Source organism: Pseudomonas sp. Irchel s3f7, assembly GCF_900187615.1.
Classification (GTDB): domain Bacteria; phylum Pseudomonadota; class Gammaproteobacteria; order Pseudomonadales; family Pseudomonadaceae; genus Aquipseudomonas.
In genome coordinates, this window is record NZ_FYDO01000015.1 from 60,498 (window position 1) to 79,438 (window position 18,941).

Annotated in this window: 15 protein-coding genes and 1 pseudogene; 4 read left to right on the plus strand and 12 right to left on the minus strand. The window is 60.5% G+C overall.

What is annotated here, in order from left to right:
- Window positions 1-75 precede the first annotated feature (75 nt).
- From CKW19_RS28860 to ppk2, 3 genes are all read left to right on the plus strand, one after another.
- On the plus strand, window positions 76-585 hold the full coding sequence (locus CKW19_RS28860; protein WP_177408813.1) for a hypothetical protein: 510 nt from the start codon (window positions 76-78) through the stop codon (window positions 583-585).
- A 321-nt stretch (window positions 586-906) separates the two neighbouring features.
- Complete coding sequence (locus CKW19_RS14810; RefSeq protein ID WP_095058507.1) at window positions 907-2,628, plus strand: SulP family inorganic anion transporter; 1,722 nt, start codon at window positions 907-909, stop codon at window positions 2,626-2,628.
- A 58-nt stretch (window positions 2,629-2,686) separates the two neighbouring features.
- Window positions 2,687-3,508 carry a polyphosphate kinase 2 gene (gene ppk2, locus CKW19_RS14815; protein ID WP_095058508.1) on the plus strand — a complete coding sequence of 274 codons (822 nt, stop codon included), beginning with the start codon at window positions 2,687-2,689 and terminating at the stop codon, window positions 3,506-3,508.
- A 51-nt stretch (window positions 3,509-3,559) separates the two neighbouring features.
- On the opposite strand, the gene speF is transcribed toward ppk2, so the two are convergent.
- The 5 genes from speF to CKW19_RS14840 form a co-directional block, all read right to left on the minus strand.
- Window positions 3,560-5,743: an ornithine decarboxylase SpeF gene (gene speF / locus CKW19_RS14820; protein WP_095058509.1), complete on the minus strand. Its 2,184-nt coding sequence runs from the start codon at window positions 5,741-5,743 to the stop codon at window positions 3,560-3,562.
- Window positions 5,744-6,279: 536 nt separating this feature from the next.
- Complete coding sequence (locus CKW19_RS14825) at window positions 6,280-7,566, minus strand: FAD-binding oxidoreductase (RefSeq protein ID WP_095058510.1); 1,287 nt, start codon at window positions 7,564-7,566, stop codon at window positions 6,280-6,282.
- 178 nt (window positions 7,567-7,744) lie between these two features.
- Window positions 7,745-9,109, minus strand: coding sequence for a glutamine synthetase family protein (locus tag CKW19_RS14830; protein ID WP_095058511.1), 1,365 nt, complete (start codon window positions 9,107-9,109; stop codon window positions 7,745-7,747).
- 321 nt (window positions 9,110-9,430) lie between these two features.
- Window positions 9,431-10,777, minus strand: a complete 1,347-nt coding sequence (chrA, locus tag CKW19_RS14835; RefSeq protein WP_095058512.1) for a chromate efflux transporter — start codon at window positions 10,775-10,777, stop codon at window positions 9,431-9,433.
- A gap of 144 nt (window positions 10,778-10,921) precedes the next feature.
- Entirely contained in the window at window positions 10,922-11,773 is an 852-nt protein-coding gene (locus tag CKW19_RS14840; protein WP_095058513.1) for a CAP domain-containing protein, read from the minus strand.
- Window positions 11,774-11,978: 205 nt separating this feature from the next.
- Between CKW19_RS14840 and CKW19_RS14845 the strand changes: the two are divergent.
- A pseudogene (locus CKW19_RS14845) lies at window positions 11,979-12,227 on the plus strand (cell wall hydrolase); the annotation flags it as partial.
- Window positions 12,228-12,325: 98 nt separating this feature from the next.
- Here CKW19_RS14845 and CKW19_RS14850 read toward each other — a convergent pair.
- From CKW19_RS14850 to CKW19_RS14880, 7 genes are all read right to left on the minus strand, one after another.
- A complete protein-coding gene (locus CKW19_RS14850; RefSeq protein WP_095058514.1) occupies window positions 12,326-13,798 on the minus strand; it encodes an aldehyde dehydrogenase family protein in 1,473 nt (490 codons plus the stop codon).
- On the minus strand, window positions 13,791-14,618 hold the full coding sequence (locus tag CKW19_RS14855) for an ABC transporter permease (protein WP_095058515.1): 828 nt from the start codon (window positions 14,616-14,618) through the stop codon (window positions 13,791-13,793). The genes CKW19_RS14850 and CKW19_RS14855 overlap by 8 nt, the downstream gene beginning before the upstream one ends.
- 1 nt (window position 14,619) lies before the next feature.
- A complete protein-coding gene (locus tag CKW19_RS14860) occupies window positions 14,620-15,537 on the minus strand; it encodes an ABC transporter permease (RefSeq protein WP_060541937.1) in 918 nt (305 codons plus the stop codon).
- 31 nt (window positions 15,538-15,568) lie between these two features.
- Window positions 15,569-16,711, minus strand: a complete 1,143-nt coding sequence (locus CKW19_RS14865) for a PotD/PotF family extracellular solute-binding protein (RefSeq protein ID WP_095058516.1) — start codon at window positions 16,709-16,711, stop codon at window positions 15,569-15,571.
- Window positions 16,712-16,750: 39 nt separating this feature from the next.
- The gene (locus tag CKW19_RS14870) at window positions 16,751-17,866 is read right to left on the minus strand and encodes an ABC transporter ATP-binding protein (RefSeq protein ID WP_095058517.1); all 1,116 of its coding nucleotides are present in this window, start codon (window positions 17,864-17,866) and stop codon (window positions 16,751-16,753) included.
- A gap of 102 nt (window positions 17,867-17,968) precedes the next feature.
- Window positions 17,969-18,385, minus strand: a complete 417-nt coding sequence (locus CKW19_RS14875; RefSeq protein WP_095058518.1) for an RES family NAD+ phosphorylase — start codon at window positions 18,383-18,385, stop codon at window positions 17,969-17,971.
- Complete coding sequence (locus CKW19_RS14880) at window positions 18,382-18,759, minus strand: antitoxin Xre/MbcA/ParS toxin-binding domain-containing protein (RefSeq protein ID WP_095058571.1); 378 nt, start codon at window positions 18,757-18,759, stop codon at window positions 18,382-18,384. The genes CKW19_RS14875 and CKW19_RS14880 overlap by 4 nt, the downstream gene beginning before the upstream one ends.
- Window positions 18,760-18,941: the final 182 nt, after the last annotated feature.

Consider the following 18,941-nt stretch of genomic DNA (forward strand, 5'->3'; position numbering starts at 1 on the left):
CCGTCGAAACACTTGAACTGCAAGGGTGATATCGCGTCATACATCAGGCGATATCAAGCCATTAAGGAAGCGATCATGCTTTTAAAAAACAAGAGTCTCGTTGCAGTTATGTCGTGCGCCCTGATGTTGGCAGCTGCCCCGTTGCTGCCTGATGGCGTGTCCTTCATGGGTTCTGCCTACGCCAAAGACGGAGGTGGCGGTGGCGGTGGCGGTGGTAATGGCGGTGGCGGTGGAAACGGCGGCGGTAATGGCGGCGGTAATGGTGCCGGAAACGGTGGCGGCCATGGCGGCGGGATCGGCGGCGGCAACGGTGGTGGTGCAGGTCACTCCGGCGGCTCTGCCAGCAACGGCCACGGTAAAGGTTTGGCCAGCGACCACGCCGGCAAGGCTGTCCGCGACCATGGCGAAAGCGGAAATCACTACGGCAGTGAGCGCAACGGCGATCGCGGCCATGGCTCGACGACCTCGGCTGTCGCCCATTCCAAAGATACGCGCGGCTTGAGCAAAGCCACGGCTATTTCGGCCACGACCCCGGGTGATCACAACACCAAAGGGTTGACCAAGGCCGGCTCGCTGGACCATTGAGTCAACGCCTGAACTGACCGGACTCCACAAAAAAACCGCATTCGTGCGGTTTTTTTTTGCGCTCCAGAAAATACGCCGTTCATCGCCTCGCAAACCGGCTACATTAGTAATTTGCTGAGCCCTGTAGCTCGCACGTTTGCCGACCTGTTCAACCTCGGTTGTCACTCCCCGCTGCTTGAGTTTCCTGAGACCGAGTTGATTGCCTGCTGGCACACACGATTCGCCGATGAAGCCTTGCAATGGTTACGTGTGCAGTTAAGGGATAGTGCGGCCAACCAAGTTCACTCATTATCCGCATCACGATTTACGACGGAGTTACTCATGGATCAGCAAGGCAGCCATCCGCACGAACGAATTCCTGCGATTCAACGCCGGAGTACCGTGCGCGACCTGCTGATTCCCGAGTGGCTCAGCAACTATCGGCCCGACTGGTTCAGGGGTGACATCATCGCCGGGCTCACCGCCGCGGCGGTGGTGATTCCCAAGGCACTGGCGTACGCCACCATCGCCGGCCTTCCGGTGCAGGTCGGCCTGTACACCGCGCTGGTGCCGATGGTGATTTATGCGCTGCTCGGCAGCTCGCGCCCACTCAGCGTCAGCACCACCACGACGTTGGCCATCCTGGCCGGCTCGGCACTCGGCCAGATCAGCCCCGACGGCGATGCCGCGACGTTGCTCGCGGCGTCCGCTACGCTGGCGCTGATGGTGGGGGCAATCCTGATTGTGGCAGGGATCCTGCGGCTGGGCTTTGTCGCCAACTTCATTTCCGAACCGGTACTGGTGGGGTTCAAGGCCGGCATTGGTGTGGTCATCGTGCTGGACCAGATCCCCAAACTGCTGGGCACCCACATCGACAAGGCCGGGTTTGTGCACAACCTGGTGGCGACCTTTCAAAGCCTCGGACACGCCTCGCTGCCGACCGTGGCGGTGGGCGTGTCCATGGTGCTGTTGCTGATCGGCATGAAGCGTTTTACACCGAAATTACCGGCACCGTTGATTGCCGTGGCGATCGGCATTGTTGCGATGAGCCTGTTGAACCTTGAGCGATTCGGCGTTTCGGCCGTCGGCGCGGTGCCGATTGGCCTGCCGGGTTTGACGATGCCCATCTGGTCGATGGCGGAAGCCCTCTGGCCCTCGGCGTTGGGCATCGCGCTGATGAGTTTTACCGAGACCATTGCTGCAGGACGCGCCTTCGCCCGCAATGACGAGCCAACGCCTCAACCGAACCGTGAGCTGGTTGCCACCGGCGTCGCCAACATCGGCGGTGCCTTTCTCGGCGCTATGGTTGCCGGTGGCGGCACGACCCAAACTGCCGTGAATCGCCTGGCCGGCGCACGCTCGCAACTGGCCGCACTGGTGACCGCGGCGTTGTCGCTGGGCACGTGCCTGTTACTGGCGCCGTTCATTGGCCAGATGCCCAACGCCACGCTCGCTGCGGTGGTGATTGTGTATTCGGTGGGGCTGATCGAACCGGCAGAGTTTCGCGAGATCCTGTCGGTTCGCCGTACCGAATTTGTCTGGGCCGTGGTGGCGATGCTCGGGGTGATGTTGCTGGGCACGCTGCAAGGCATTGTCGTGGCGATTGTCGTCTCGCTGGTGGCGTTGGCCTATCAAGTGTCCGATCCGCCCGTGCATCGCCTGGGGCGCAAACCCGGTACCAACGTCTATCGTCCGCAGTCCGAAGAGACTGCCGAAGACGAACAGTTTGACGGGTTGCTGTTGCTGCGCCCGGAAGGTCGCGTGTTCTTCGCCAATGCCGAGCGTATCGGCGAGAAGATGCGCCCGCTGATCAATGACGCTAACCCCGACGTGGTGATTCTCGACCTGCGCAGTGTGTTCGACCTGGAATACACCGCCTTGAAGATGCTGACCCTGGCGGAGCAGCAAATGCGCGAAAAAGGTATTTCACTCTGGATGGTGGGCATGAGCCCGTCGGTGTGGGACATGGTTATCAAGGCCCCGTTGGGTCGTACGCTGGGCGAGTCGCATATGTTCTTGAACCTGGAGCAGGCGGTCGATCATTACCAGCGCAGTCGACAGTGAATGAGCGTTCGCAAGCGCTCCCCGGACGTATTTTGACGAAATGAACGAGGTATCGGCGATGGCGAAGAAGAAGGCTGAAGCGAAGACCAAGCCTGTTGAAACTGACAAGCTCAAGAACAAGGATTATCTCGAGGAGCTGGCCCGGCTGCATGTCGAACTGGTCAAGCTGCAAGAGTGGGTCAAGCACAAGGGCCTGAAGGTTTGCATCATCTTCGAAGGGCGTGACGGGGCAGGCAAGGGCGGTACGATCAAGGCCCTCACCGAGCGGGTCAGCCCACGGGTTTTCCGGGTCGTGGCCTTGCCGGCGCCGACGGAACGGGAAAAAAGCCAGATGTATTTGCAGCGTTACCTGCCGCATTTACCGGCGGCCGGTGAGGTGGTGATTTTCGACCGCAGTTGGTACAACCGTGCCGGTGTGGAACGGGTCATGGGGTTCTGCACGGAAGAGCAGGTCAGGAACTTCCTCGACAAAGTGGCACCGCAAGTCGAGCATGCGCTGGTCGAGTCGGGGATCATCCTGCTCAAGTACTGGCTCGAAGTCAGCTCTGAGGAGCAGACCCGCCGGCTCACGGCGCGTATCACCGATGGCCGCAAGATCTGGAAACTGTCACCGATGGACATCAAGTCCTATAGCCGCTGGTACGAGTATTCCCGCGCACGTGACGACATGTTCGAGGCGACCGATACCGAATACGCCCCATGGCGGGTTGCCAACTCGAACGACAAGCGTCGGGCGCGACTCAATATCATCAATGATGTGTTGAACAGCATCCCTTACGAGGATGTGCCACGTGAGAAAGTGAAGCTACCAAAACGGCAGGGGCCGGGCGACTACCGCGAGCCGGACTATCCGTACAAGTTCATTGCTGAAAAATACTGACGGTTGTAAATGACAGGAGCCAGGCAATAGCCTGGCTCCTGTGTCACCGCATCAGGCCTTGATTACATAGCCGTAAGCCCGAGTGCGGCCTCCTTCCTGCTTCAAGTACACGCCTTGCAACTCTGGCGTGAAGCCTGGCAAGGCGTTGATGCCTTCTTCCAGCGCCAGGAAATACTTCAGCACCGCACCACCCCAGATTTCGCCGGGCACCACGCACAGCACGCCAGGCGGATAAGGCAGTGCGCCCTCGGCGGCGATCCGGCCGTCTGCATCCGCCAATGCCACCAGTTCGACGTTGCCACGGATGTACTCGTTCTGCGCTTGCTGCGGGTTCATCGCTTTTTTCGGGAAGTGTTCCTTGCGGAACATCGCCTTCTGCAGATGCTGGACGTCGCGCTCGCGGTACAGGTCGTGCATTTCCTGGCAGAGCTGGCGGATGGTGTAGTTGCGGTAGCGTTCCTCGTTCAACCCATAGATCGTCGGCAACACCCGGCTCATCGGTGCGTCATCACTGATGAACCGCTCGAAACGGGCGATCTGCGCGGCGAGGTGGGTCATTTTCGCCCAGTCTTCCGCCGGGGTCAGCAGGAACAGAATCGAGTTCAGGTCGCATTTTTCCGGAACGATGCCGTTCTCGCGCAAGAAATTGGCGAGGATGCCGGCATGGATACCGAAGTCGGTGTAGCTGCCATCGACCGGGTCGATCCCCGGCGTGGTGAACAGCAACTTGCACGGGTCAATGAAGTACTGCTTCTCGGCGTACCCGCTAAAGGCATGCCAGCGATCCTTCGGATGGAACTCGAAGAAGCGCAGGTCATTGGCGATCTCATCCGTTGGATAGTCTTCCCATGCCCGCCCTTCAATCGTGTCGGGCACGAATGGGCGCACCATGGTGCAGGCTTCCAGAATCAGTTTGCGGGCATCGATGCCGAACTTCACGCAGTCCTCCCACAGCCGCAGGCCACTGCGGCCGGCGTGGATACGCGCGTTGACATCCAGCGAGGCGAACAACGGGTAGAACGGGCTCGTCGAGGCCTGGGCCATGAACGAGTTGTTCAGCCGGTGATGGTTGCAGTAGCGGTCCTGGCCCTTGATGTGCCGGTCTTTCTTGTGCACCTGGGACGCCTGGGAGAAACCGGCCTGCTGTTTGTGCACCGATTGGGTGACGAAGATGCCGGGATCGTTTTCATCCAGTTCCAGCAGCAGGGGCGAGCAGTCTTTCATCATCGGAATGAACTGCTCGTAACCGACCCACGCCGAGTCAAACAGGATGTAGTCGCACAACTTGCCGATGCGGTCGACGACCTGCCGGGCGTTGTAGATGGTGCCGTCGTAGGTGCCGAGCTGAATGATCGCCAGGCGGAACGGCCGTGGCAGCTGAGCCTTGTCCGGCGCGACCTCGGCAATCAGTTCACGCAGGTAGTCTTCTTCAAAGCAATGCGAGTCGATCCCGCCGATGAAGCCGTAAGGATTGCGTGCGGTTTCCAGGTACACCGGCGTCGCCCCGGACTGGATCAGCGCGCCTTGGTGATTGGACTTGTGGTTGTTGCGGTCGAACAGCACCAGATCGCCCGGGGTGAGCAGGGCGTTGGTCACCACTTTGTTAGAGGCCGAGGTGCCATTGAGCACAAAATAGGTCTTGTCGGCGTTGAACACTTTCGCCGCATGTTTTTGTGCCAGCAATGCCGGGCCTTCGTGGATCAGCAGGTCGCCCAGCTTGACGTCGGCGTTGCACATGTCGGCGCGAAACAGCGTTTCGCCAAAGAAGTCGAAAAACTGCCGCCCCGCCGGGTGTTTGCGGAAGAATTGCCCGCCCTGGTGGCCCGGGCAGGCGAATGTGGCGTTGGCCGATTCGGTGTACTTTTTCAGCGAGTCGAAGAAGGGTGGCAGCAGGGTTGCTTCATAGGCGCGGGCGGCAGTTTCCAGTTGGTTGCCATGGTATTCGACGTTGGCGCGGGTCCGGTCGAAAATGCCATTGACCTGCAACAGTACGTCTTGCAGGTGTTTGTAGACCTGCCGGGGTTGGGTTTCAACACCGGGGGAGGCAACCAGGAAAATCGGAATATCGAAACCGGTACGTTGGATCGCGTCCAGGGCGCCGGCCAATACATCGGCAACAGAGACCACCGCAACCGCGACGTTGGTGAAGTCGGTGTTGCCGAGCAGGACCACTTCCCGGGCATTCTTGAAACATTCCTGCGCGCCTTCGCTGGCGGCAATCTTCAGGGCTTTCATCGTGGCGTCTCCTGGCGGGCACTCAATTGTCCGCAGCTTTTATAGAGATCAATCTTCGAGGGAGCCTTCCAGTTCCCCTGATCGAAAATCGTGTCACCACTGGTTATAGAGCATTTTCCTGATCTGTCAGGCTTTTACTCTCGTTTGGCGCGGATTGCCGACAGACGCTTGATTCAAATCAACGAAGCCGTGCCGATCAGGCGTGCCCTAGCGCAATGGCAAAAGACACCACGATCATGCAGGCGAAAGCGAAATTGAGATTCATGAGGGTTCCATCCGTCCAATGGGCAATGGCGCCATTTTGAACAGATCGGGAGCAAATAAAAAATTCGGTGTAGTGATTTGAATGATCGAGGGCATTGATACTTGGTGATGTATTTGTGGTGGGGCGGCTGGCCCCATCGCGGGCAAGCCCCTTCCCTCAGGGGATATCGGCCAGACCAAATTTTGTGGTCGACCGGAATCCCTGTAGGAGCAAGCTTGCTCGCGATGAGGCCAGCACAGACAACATCAATGCTGAATATGCAGCAATTGACTCAGCGCAACCGCTCAAGCATCTGGTAGTACCACATGCCCGCCGCCAACATCGGGTTGCCCAGCAGATCACCCATCGGCACACGGATGTGCTGACACGCGGCGAACGTATCGTAATGCTCCATTTGCCCGGTGATCGCCCGGCCCATGATTTCACCCATGATGTGGGTGGTGGCGATGCCATGGCCGGAGTAGCCCTGGCAATACCAGACGTTGTCCGAAAGCTTGCCCAGTTGCGGGATGCGATTGATCACGATGCCCATCGCGCAGCTCCACTGGTAATCGATAGCCACGCCTTTGAGCGCCGGAAACGTCTGTTCGATGCACGGGCGCAACTCGGCGGCGATGTCGCGTGAATCCTTGCCGCTGTAGTTGGCGCCACCGCCGAACAGCAGGCGACCGTCGGCGGTCAGGCGATAGTAGTCGAGCACGAAACGGCAGTCGTACACGGCAAGGTCTTCGGGGTTGATCTGCTTCGCCAGATCGCCCAGCGGCGCGGTGGTGACGATGCCGCCCATGGCCGGGAAAATCTTGCCCTTGAGCTTGCTCGGTTCGAGCTTGTGGTACACGTCGCCAGCCAGCAGCACTTGATTGGCATCGATGCGGCCATGGGCGGTGCGCACGCCCGGCGTGTCGCCATGGATGATTTCCAGCACTTCGCTGTTTTCGAAGATCAATGCGCCCAGGCTTTCGGCCGCCCGCGCTTCACCGATGCACAGGTTGAGCGGGTGCAAATGCATGTTGCGAGTGTTCTTGATCGCGCCGTGATAGAGATCGCTTTGCAGCAGATCGCGTACCTGGCTGCGGTCGAGCAGGCTGACCTCGTCGCCCATGCCACGACGCACCGCTTCGTCGTAATCCTTGCGCAAGCCGTCCATGTGACTGGGCTTGTACGCGGCATGCAAGTGACCGTGCTTGAGGTCGCAGGCGATGCCGTATTTCTCGACCCGCTGCTGGATGATCTGGTGCCCGCGCCAGCGCAGGTGCCAGATGAAATCGTCGACGTCTTCGCCGATGGTGCGGCGCATCTGTTTGCGCATCGCTTCATCGCCCGAGAGGCTGCCGGTGACCTGGCCGCCATTGCGCCCGGTGGCGCCCCAGCCGATTTTATTACTTTCGACAATGGCGACTTTCAGGCCTTTTTCCGCCAGTTCGACAGCGGTGGCGACGCCGGTGAAGCCGCCACCGATGATCACCACATCGACGCGATGCTGACCTTGCAGGGTCGGGTAATCGGTGTCCTGGTTAAGGGTGGCGGTGTAGTAGGAATTGCAGCGTTGTTGGGTCATGTCAGTGTCCAGGGGAAATTGGGAGAACATTGCCAGTCAAGTGAACGCAGCCCTTTGTGGGAGCGAGCCTGCTCGCGATAGCGATCGCCCAGTCAACAATGATGTTGAATGTGGTGGCCTCATCGCGAGCAGGCTCGCTCCCACAGGGATTGAATTGGACCGATTGACGGAGAAGGGCTTACGCTTCAGTCAAATACCAGCGCCAGTCCTGCTCACCCACTTCAGCCATGAACTGCCGGTACTCGGCACGTTTGACCGCCAGATACACCCCCAGAAACTCCTGACCCAATGCATCCCGTGCCCACACCGAATTTTCCAGCGCCGTCAGCGACGTCAGCCAATCGGTCGGCAGCAATTGCGTGGCTTGCGCATAGCCGTTGCCTTCCACCGGATCGCCCGGATCGATATTTTCGCTGAAGCCCCGATGGATCCCCGCCAGAATGGCCGCCGCCGCCAGATACGGGTTGGCGTCGGCGCCGCAGATGCGGTGTTCGATGTGGCGGCTGTTGGCCGGGCCACCCGGCACGCGCAGGCTGACGGTGCGGTTGTCGACGCCCCAGGTCGGTGCCAGCGGTGCGTAGCTGTTGGCCTGGAAACGCCGGTACGAGTTGGCGTTAGGGCAGAACAGCAGCAAGGAATCGAGCAACGACGCCAGCATGCCGCCGATGGCGGTGCGCAACAGCGGTGTACCGGCCGGGTCTTCGGACGCAAACAGATTGCGACCCTCGGCATCGGCGATGCTGACGTGCATGTGCATGCCGGTGCCCGCCAAGTGATCGAACGGCTTGGCCATGAACGTTGCCTGCATGCCGTGCTTGTGGGCGATGGCTTTCACCAGACGCTTGTAGCGCACCGCTTGGTCCATCGCTTCGAGGGCATCGCCATGTTCCAGGGTGATTTCCACCTGGCCCGGTGCGTACTCGGAAATCGCCGTGCGTGCCGGAATGCCGTGGAGCTTGCATACCGCATACAGGTCGGCGAGGAACGGTTCGATCTGCTCCAGTTCGCGCAGGCCATACACCTGCGTGTGTCGCGGTCGACCACCGTCCGCGTCCAGCGCCGGTTGTGGGCGTCCATTGTGGTCGCGCTTGGCGTCCAGCAAGTAGAACTCCAGTTCGCAGGCCATCACCGGGTAGTAACCCTCGGCTTTCAGACGGTCGATCACATTGATCAGCAGGTGACGCGGGTCGGCGATGCTCGCCGGCATGCCTTCTTCAGGGTGCATGCTGACCTGCACGGCGGCGGTCGGAATCTGCCGCCACGGCAAGCGCACCAGGCTGCCTTCGAGCGGGTAAGCGCGGCAATCGATATCGCCCACGTCCCAGACCAGCCCGGAGTTTTCGACGTCCTCACCCTGCAAGGTCAAACCGAGGATGGTGCTGGGCAGCGGACGGCCGCTTTCGTAGACCGCCAGCAGTTCTTCACGGTGCAACAGCTTGCCGCGTGGCACACCGTTGGCGTCAAGAATGAACAGCTCGATCATGTCGATATCGGGGTTGTCGGCCAGAAAGCGTTTGGCGTCTTCAAGGGCTGCGAATTTCATTGTTCGTCACTCACGTTGGCGTCCTGCGGACGCACGGATTCGGGCCTCGGCACGACGACGGATGCAAAGATCCGGGGCATGCAGGCAAAGGATTAGCGAGGGAGGGGGCTCGACGCGTTGGGGACGCGCTTAGACGAGCAGGGTGCTATCCGGCGGACGTGCGGAGTGACGAAGTTTGGAACGGCTCAAGGCCATGGGCAGGTTGACAATGCGGTTCATAGCGAGTGTTTCCAGCATTGGAAATCGTCGGCGGCAAGTGTGACAAGCCATCCGGTCGTGGCTGGATACTAGGGGGGAAAGCGGCGCGTGTAAACGTCTCATTCATTGCATCAGGTGCACACCCAGCCCGATCACCCCACAACCGATCAACACTTCGATCACGCCGCGCTTGAACCGCAGCAACGCAACGGCCGCGGCTATTGCTATCAGCGCCGAAGGCCAGTCGAGGTTTCCACTGAAACCGTTCGGCCACAGCACGTGATAAGCAAAAAAACACGCGAGATTAAGAATCACCCCGACCACCGCGGCGGTGATCGCTGTCAGCGGAGCGGTGAACTTGAGTTCGTTGTGCGTCGACTCCACCAGCGGGCCACCGGCGAGAATGAACAGGAACGAGGGCAGGAAGGTGAACCAGGTCACCAATGTGGCCGCGAGCGCACCGGCGATAAACGCCTGGTCCGGGCCGAATACCTCAAGCACATACCCGCCGATGAAACCGACAAACGCCACCACCATGATCAGCGGCCCGGGGGTGGTTTCGCCGAGCGCCAGGCCGTCGATCATCTGCGTCGGCGTCAGCCATCCATAGTGGCCGACCGCGCCCTGGTACACATACGGCAGCACCGCGTAGGCGCCGCCGAAGGTCAGTAGTGCCGCTTTGGTGAAGAACCAGCCCATTTGCGTCAACGTGCCTTCCCAGCCAAATAGGGCGGTGAGTGTGGCCATGGGCAGTGTCCACAAAATCGCACCGACAACGGCCAGGCGTGCCAGTTTCAAACCACTGAACCGGGCGTGTTCAGGCGGTGGGGTGTCGTCGTCGATCAACGCCGGGCCGAAGGTTTTTTGCGCAGCGCTGTGTCCGCCGGTCCTGAACTTTTCAGGGGCCAGTCGCCCGCCGAAATAGCCGATCACCGCAGCCGCCAACACGATCAGCGGAAACGGCACATTGAGCACGAAGATGGCCACGAAGGACGCCGCAGCGATGCCCCACAGCCAATTGTTTTTTAGCGCCCGCGAGCCGATCCGGTGAGCCGCCTGCACCACAATTGCCGTCACCGCCGGCTTGATCCCATAAAACAGACCGGCCACTACCGGCACGTCACCGAAGGCGACGTACACCCAGGACAGGGCGATCAGAATGAACAGCGACGGCAACACAAACAGCACACCAGCAATCACACCGCCCCAGGTTCGGTGCATCAGCCAGCCGATGTAAGTCGCCAGCTGTTGCGCCTCGGGGCCGGGCAGCAACATGCAATAGTTGAGCGCGTGCAGAAAGCGTCGCTCGGAGATCCAGCGCCGCCGTTCGACCAACTCCTGGTGCATGATCGAAATCTGCCCGGCCGGCCCGCCGAAACTGATGAAGCCCAGCTTGAGCCAGAACAGAAACGCTTCACGCAGGCTGATGGCTTGGGGTGTCGACAGATCCTGTTCCGAGGTCGGCTTCAAACGTTTTTCCCTTAGAAGCGCGGTGGTTGAACCACCGCTCATATTCATCAAACGGCGCAGACTGAAAGCAACGGGAAACGGCGCGCAATCACTGTTGATGAGCGGGTCATCGACGATGGTCCATGAAGCATGCCGTCACCGCCGTCACTGCGCCCCAAACATCACCGTCCAGTAAATCCCGCCGTCGCTTTTCGGATCGGTCGCATACGCCGCACCCAACTCGCGAAACTGCGGATTCATCAGGTTGGCGCAATGACCGGCGCTGGCCAACCAGCCATCGACCACCTTGCGCACGCTGTCTTGCCCGGCAGCGATGTTTTCGCCGATTTGCTGAAAGTCATAGCCCGCCAGTTCTGCGCGATCGCCCGGTGTGCGGCCGTCGCGATCCCTGTGGTCAAAGTAGTTGTTGTTGGCCATGGACCGCGAGTGGGTCTCGGCGGCCGCCGCCAGTGTGGCGTTCCAGGTCAGCGGTGTGGTGGCCGCAAAGGATTGCGTGCCGCACTGGGTGGGGCGGGAGCGGGCTGTGTTGAGTTCGGCCAGCAGTTTCTGGCCTTCGGTTTGCCAGTCGCCCAGGCGTCCGCTCAACAGAGGGCGCGCCAGGGTAATGCGCCATTCACGGTCCTGGCGGCTGATGCCGACATCGACGAATTGCGGGTCCAGCACGATCTGGCAAAAACTTTCCTGGATGGCTTTCATGGCCGACGGCGCATCACGCGGCCCGGTCAGGCTGATCGCCTGCACGTTCTTCATCGGATAACCGGCCGAGGCCATGGCCTGCTGCAGATTGCCGACGCTGGTGGCGGACAGCACCAGGCGTGGATCGGCGGACAGTGGCGGCAATTCCGACGAGGCCTGGCCGGCACAGCGCTGCGGTTGGCTGCGGTACTGGTTGATCGCTTCAATCAACTGCGACTCGTCGCTGGCCACCGCTGAGGCGGCGAACACCAGGCCCAGTGACAAACCGGCAAAACGCAGCGCGGATGAAATCAAACGCATGGGAATCCCCTTTGAACTGACTGCGCCCATGATGCGCGAAGTTACCCTCTTCAGGGCAACGGATTTTCCAAGTGTAGTGGGGTCAGGTGCAATCATTTCACTACTACACTGAAGCGACATCGCCCACAGGGTTGCGCCCATCCATGCGCCGTCACTGGATCGCCGCTTGCCTTGCCATCACACTGCTCGCCAGTCCTGTACTTGCCAAACCAAAAATTGCCAGTTCTCCTGGTGGTGCGATGGGCGCTCCGACTCGGTACAGGAAGAGGTGCCTTACGCGATGGCCAAGGAAATCGCGCGCAAGGCGCTGAACAAGCAACTGCCGGATCGCACAAAAGGCGCGCTGTACTTTCATGACCGCACGGTGAAGCCGGATTGGGCCAGGAAATACACCAACACCGCGAACATCGGTTTGTTCAAGTTTTACAAGCCAAAGGGCGGGGATGCGAAGTAGTACTGTTCGACGGACTCGTTGACCCGGCTCATGGCATACCTCCGGGTCAAGTGTCAGGGGCGTTGGCCTTCAGGTGCCGCGGCCCACACTTGACCTGTTTACTTCAAATACCACCCCCACGGCTGGTCGCTGATGTACTCGGTCACCTGCTTGACCTCCAGGTAGTTGTGCAGCCCCCATTGCCCCAGTTCCCGGCCGATGCCGCTGTGTTTCATGCCGCCCCAAGGCGCTTCGACGAAGGTCGGTTGCGAGCAGTTGACCCAGACGATCCCGGCGCGCAGCTGGTTGGCGACGCGTGCAGTGCGCTGCAAATCCGCGCTCATCACTGCGCCGGCGAGGCCGAAGCGGCTGGCGTTGGCCATTTGCACCGCTTGTTCTTCGGTCTTGAAGCGCTTGATGCACAGCACCGGCCCGAACACTTCTTCACGCCACAAAATGCTGCTGTGGCCGGGTTCGTCGAAGATGGCCGGTTCGATGAAGTAACCCTCGGACAGATGCGCCGGTCGCCGCCCACCCGTGAGCAAACGGGCGCCACTGGCCAAGCCCTGATCGATGAAACCGAGCACCTTGTCGTACTGGCCCTGGCTCACCAGCGGACCCAGCAGCACACCGGGCTGCATGCCAGGACCAATGCTGATCTTGCGGGTTTCCTCAACCAACCGTTCGATCAGGCGCGGGGCGATGGATTCTTGAACCAGCAAGCGTGACGTGGCGCTGCACACCTGGCCCTGGTTCCAGAAAATCCCGAACAGAATCCATTCCACGGCGGCGTCGACATCGGCGTCATCGAACACAATGAAGGCCGACTTTCCGCCCAATTCCAGGCTGATGTTCTTGATGTCCCGCGCCGCCGCCGACATGATTTTCGCCCCGGTGGGCACGCTGCCGGTAAAGGCCAGTTTGTCCACGCCGGGGTGTTCGGTGAGCGGGCTGCCGGCTTCGGCGCCGAGGCCGGTGACGACGTTCAGCACCCCGGCGGGCAAGCCGATACGGTCGGCGGCGGCGGCCAGTTCCAGCGCAGTCAGCGGTGTCAGCTCCGACGGTTTCAACACCACGGTGGTACCGGCGGCCAATGCCGGCGCGACCTTCCAGGCGGCCATCAGCAGCGGGTAATTCCAGGGAATGATTTGCCCGGCGACGCCAATCGGTTCATGGCGGATGCGGCAGCGAAAACGCGCGTCCGGCAGGGCCAGCGGCTGGTCCTGTTGTTGGTCCAGGTCACGGGCCAAACCGGCGTAATAACGAAAGCAACCAATCGCATCGCCAATGTCCCACTGCGCTTCGGGCAAGGGCTTGCCGTTGTCACGCACTTCCAGTTCCGCCAGCGCCTGCTGGCCGCTTTCCAATTCATCGGCCAACGCTTCCAGCCACTGTGCGCGCTCGGCGCCGCGGGTCTGGCCCCAGCCATTGTCGAAGGCACGACGGGCCGCACGCACGGCATGGTCGACGTCTTCTTCAGTGCCTGCCGCGACCCGGTGGAACACCTGCTCGGTGGCCGGATCGATCACGTCCAGATAACCGCCCAGATCCGGGCTGACCCATTCGCCGTTGATGTAGAGCTGATCACGCATGGTTCGACTCCTGAACGCCGGTGCGGCGGTTTTGCAGATGGCGGGAAGTAAACAGCAGGGCCAGCGACACGCAGATGATCACCGTCGAAATGGCGTTGATCTCTGGCGTCACGCCACGGCGGATGGAAGAAAAGATGTAGATCGGCAACGTCGTTTCGGAACCGGCGACGAAAAACGCGATGATGAAATCGTCGAAGCTGAAGGTGAAGGCCAGCAGGAACCCGGCCATGATCGCCGGACTGATCTGCGGCAGCGTCACCCGCCAGAAGGTGTCCATCGGCGGAGCGTAGAGGTCCGCCGAGGCTTCGAGCAAGGCCTTGTCCAGCGAGTCGACGCGACTGCGCACGATCACCATCACCAGCGCCATGGTGAACAACGAATGCGCGGCGATCACCGTAAAGAACCCCATGTTCAGCTTCGGCACCGTCGGCAACCAACTCGCCAGCAACGGGTTGATCAGGTCGAACAGGCTGATGAAGGCGATCAACGTCGAGATGCCGATGACGATGCCGGGCACGATGATCGCGCAATAGGTCAACGCATCGAACAGCAGGCGCACTTTGGGGCCACAGCGCTGCAAGCCGAACACCGCCAGGGTGCCGAACAGCGTGGCGATCACCGCCGAGCTAAAGGCAATCAGCGCGCTGTTACCCAGGGCTTCCATGATGAACGGGTTGCCGAATGCGGTGCCGAACCATTGCACCGAGCAGCACTGGAACGCCAAACCACTGCGCCCGGCGTTGAAGCTGAACAGCACGATCAAGGCAATCGGCGCGTAGAGGAACAGGTACAGCGAGGTTGAATAGCTGCGCAGCCACATGTCACAGGCCTCCATCGGCAGGGCGGCCGCCGTAGCGCGCCACCAGTTTCAAGTACACGCCGATGATCAGCAGCATCATCGCCACCAACGTCATGGCCAGCGCACTGCCGAACGGCCAGTTGCGCGATTGCAGGAACAGGTCGACCAGCGCGTTGCCGACAAAGAACACCTTGCCGCCGCCGAGAATGGCCGGGATCAGGAACTCGCCCATTAACAGGATGAACACCAGCATCACCCCGGTGATGATCCCCGGCGCAGACAACGGCAAAGTGATGCGGCGAAAGCTTTCGAAGGCACTGGCGCCCAGGTCCGCCGAGGCTTCGAGCAGGCGCTTGTCGAGTTTTTCCAGGCTGACGTAAATCGGGAACACCATCAGCGGCAGGTAGCCATAGACGATGCCGATCAGCACCGCCCACGGCGTGTTGATCAACCGCACATCTTCAAGGCCCAAACTGGCCAGCAGCGCCGGAATGCCCTTGCCGCTGAGGATGAAAATCCAGGCGTAGGTGCGGATCAGGAAACTGGTCCAGAACGGCACAATCACCAACGTTAGCAACAGCGAGCGGTTCCTCGTGACCTTGACCGCCAGAAAATACGCCAGCGGATACGCCGCCACCAGGCACACCAGCGTGCCCAGTGGCGCCAGCATCAGCGTGTTGCTGAACGCCGCGCCGCGCGAGCCGAGGTTCAGGTAGTTGGCCAACGTGAAGCCACCGGCGTAACCGCCCACGGCACTGCGCTCGCCGAAACTGAAGACCAGAATGATCACCAGCGGCATCAACAACAGCAGCAGGAACCACAGGGTCGAAGGCAAGAGCATCAGCAGCGTGATGCGCCGGCCGAGGCTGCGCCGTTGGCGTACCTCGACCGACAGGGCGAGGCCCGGCTGCACCGTTTGCGGGTGGGCGGCGGCATTCATGGGTGACTCCTCATTGGCCATGGCTAGACGATCAGGCGGACTTGAAGCGCGCCATCAGTTCGGCACGCGCCGGGCTGGTCAGCGTCGCGGCGGCACCGAACTCCAACGGGCTCAGGGCCTCGGCGGCCGGGTACATGATCGGATCGTCGAGCATCGCCACAGGCAGCAGCGCATCGACACGCTTATCGCCGCTCGGGTAACCGTGGCTCAGCACTTCCAGCTTGTTGTGCTGCGGGTCGAGCAGGTAATTGATGAAGGCGTAGGCGGCGTCCTTGTGCTCCGAACTTTTCGGAATCGCGAAAAAGTCGCTCCACAACTCGCCACCTTCCTTGCCCAGTTCGAACTGCATTTGCGCGTTGTCGCGGTGCAGTTGCGAGGCATCGCCGGTCCACGACATCGCCAGCCAGGCATCGCCGCTGCGCATCGACGGCTGAATGTCGGAGTTGATCGCGAACAGGTGCGGCTTGACGTCGATCAGCAGTTTTTCCGCGTCGGCCAGTTCTTTAGGGTCCAGGGAGTTGAAGCTGTAGCCGAAGCTTTTCAGCGCGTTGCCGATGGCGGTCAACTGGTAATCGTGAACGATCGTGCGACCACTGGCCGGGCCTCGGGCGGCGGCCCAGAACTCCTTCCAGCTGGTGGGGCCGTTTTTCAGTTTGCCGGTGTCGTAGAGCATGCCGGTGGTGCCCCAGTTCTTCGGCACCGCGTAGACCTTGCCGTCTACGGTGCCCTGGGCCATGAATTTCTGCTGGAACGCCGAAGCGTCGAAATTGGGAATGCGCGACAGGTCCAGCGGCTCGATCAGCCCCAGGCCGACGTAGGTGCTGATGGTGTAGTTGGTCGGCACCAGCACGTCCCAGCCACTGCCACCGGCCTGCAATTTGGCGAGCATTTCTTCGTTGGAGCCGAACACACTCATCGACACCCGGGCGCCGGTGGTCTTGCTGAACGCGTCGAGGTTTTCCTGACTGTGGTAGTTCGGCCAGGTCGCCAGCGCCAGGCGATCCCCCAGTTTGCCTTGCTCGGCGGCCTCGGCGGTGGAAGTCAGCAGGCCGGGCATGTTGGTGGCGACCACGGCGGCGGCGATACCCAGGCCGGTGCGGCCAAGGAACTCGCGGCGGCTGATCGAGCCGTTCTGCCAGCTGCGCAGGGTTTTTATAAAAGTCTTCTGGTCCATAGCACGCTCCACATCCGGTTGATGAAACGAATCGATGATTTACAACGCCATGGCCAGGCCATTGGCGTGATCCCAGCCGACGCGCACTGCCGCGCCGTGTTCGAATGCATTGGCGCCGTGATCCTGCTGGCGCGGTACCCGCACGCAGACCACGCCGAAGGCCTGGGTGCGTACGCGGTATTCGGTGGAGTTGCCCAGGTAGATGCGGTCCTCGACGGACCCTTGCAGCTTCACTTCCCGGGTCATTTCGGCGTTGGCGCTGGCGATGCTGATCAACTCCGGGCGCACGGCGATGCAACCCGCGGCATTAGCGCTCAGGCCTTTGCCGGTGGGCGTCAGTGGGCTGGTCAGTTCCAGCCCTTGCTCGGTGCGCAGGACGACGGAGTTGCCGTTTAGCTGGCGCACGGTGCCGTCGAACAGGTTGGATTCGCCGATAAAGTCAGCCACGTAGCGACTGGCCGGGGCTTCGTAGAGTTGTTCCGGCGTGGCGGTCTGGATGATCGAGCCGTTGTGCATCACGCTAATACTGTCGCTCATCGACAGGGCTTCTTCCTGGTCGTGGGTAACCAGCACGAAGGTGATGCCGACCTCGCGTTGCAGGCGCAGCAGTTCCGATTGCATCTCCTTGCGCAGCTTGCGATCCAGCGCGGCCAGCGGCTCGTCGAGCAGCAACACGGTCGGCTTGTTGACCAAAGCGCGGGCGAGGGCGACACGCTGTTGCTGGCCGCCGGACAGTTCACTCGGCTTACGCTGGCCAAAGCCACTGAGGCGCACCATCTCCAACGCTTCATCAGCCATGCGCAGTTGCTGTTTTTTGTCCGGACGTGGATTGCGATAACGCAGGCCGTAGGCAATGTTTTGTGCCACGGTCAGATGCGGAAACAGCGCGTAATGCTGGAACACCATATTCACCGGTCGCTCGAACGCCGGCACACCGGCCACGCTTTTACCGGCCAAACGGACTTCGCCGCTGGTGGGTTGTTCGAAACCGGCAATCATGCGCAGGGTAGTGGTCTTGCCACAGCCCGAACCACCCAGGAAGGAATGAAACGAACCACGCCGCACCGCAAAATCCAGACCGCTGACGGCCTGTACCTCGCCATAGCGTTTGACCACATTGCAGAATTCGATATCGCTTGGCGGGGTGTCGTTCACGGTCAGGCTCCCTTGCAGTGATCAATCAGTGCGTCGGGGACCAAATTAGCAATCGGGGTTTTGCGGTGTATATATCCCTTGGGGGATAGGAAGAGCACTTGGCTATTTGAGCAACCGAGTGTCCAGCCCAAAGCGCTCCTGCGAAACAAGCTTGAAATGATTCGCGGCCAGATCACAACTCACCAGCAGGTTCCACGAACGGCGTGTAACCGCAGACGGAATGAGCCAGTTTGGGTTTGGCACATCTTCGGGTTGAACAACTTTTATGAAATTCGAATCCATTACTTCGAAACATGTCTGCACATGAGGGACGCTATCCAGCGTACCGAAGCCGGTGTGGGTGGCCACTTCCAGAATGGCAGTCGCCGGGTCGGCCGAAGCGTAAATTACCCGGCGGCCGGGAGGATTCCATCGGCCCCCGGATTGTTGTGCGCCTATGCCACTGCTCCATGTGTCCTTGAAGACTTCACGGTCAAGGCGCCAAGCGTGCCAAGTCCCATCCCAGGGCAAAGGATTCATTGATAAACCCCGTGTTCAATCCGGGTCAAATAGTCGTCTACCACCTGGAAGCCCAGTGGGTTGTCGATCAATTCCAGTGGCGTATGCCCCTCCAGGTACTTGCACGGTTTCTGCAGCCAGTTCTCAGCCAACTGTAGATTGCCAAACACATTGGTGGCGTGCTCCAGCGATTGAGCATATTGATAGGCGATTGTGCTTTGTTGCTGGTTCAGTCGCACCGGTTCTGTCTCCTTTGCCAAGCGTTGTACTGTCCTGACGGACTTCCCTGTGATGCGCTCGACAAGGCCGTGCCCCATGTACAGTTCCGAAGCAGAAAGCATCTCCCTCACGTCGCTCAGATCGAAGCCTTCTTGCGTGTATTTGATGATCAACATGCGCGTGTCACCCTTCACCAGCACTAGGCTAGCCAATCGTTCCTACCTGCCTGGAACAGCTACATTAACCTTCGAACTTCCGACGGCAAACCCTAAAAACATGTCGGAAATTTCCCGTGCTTTCATCGCTTTTTAAACGCCAAAAGGGCAGTCCAGTCGGGTGTATAAGCGTTGGCGTTTAT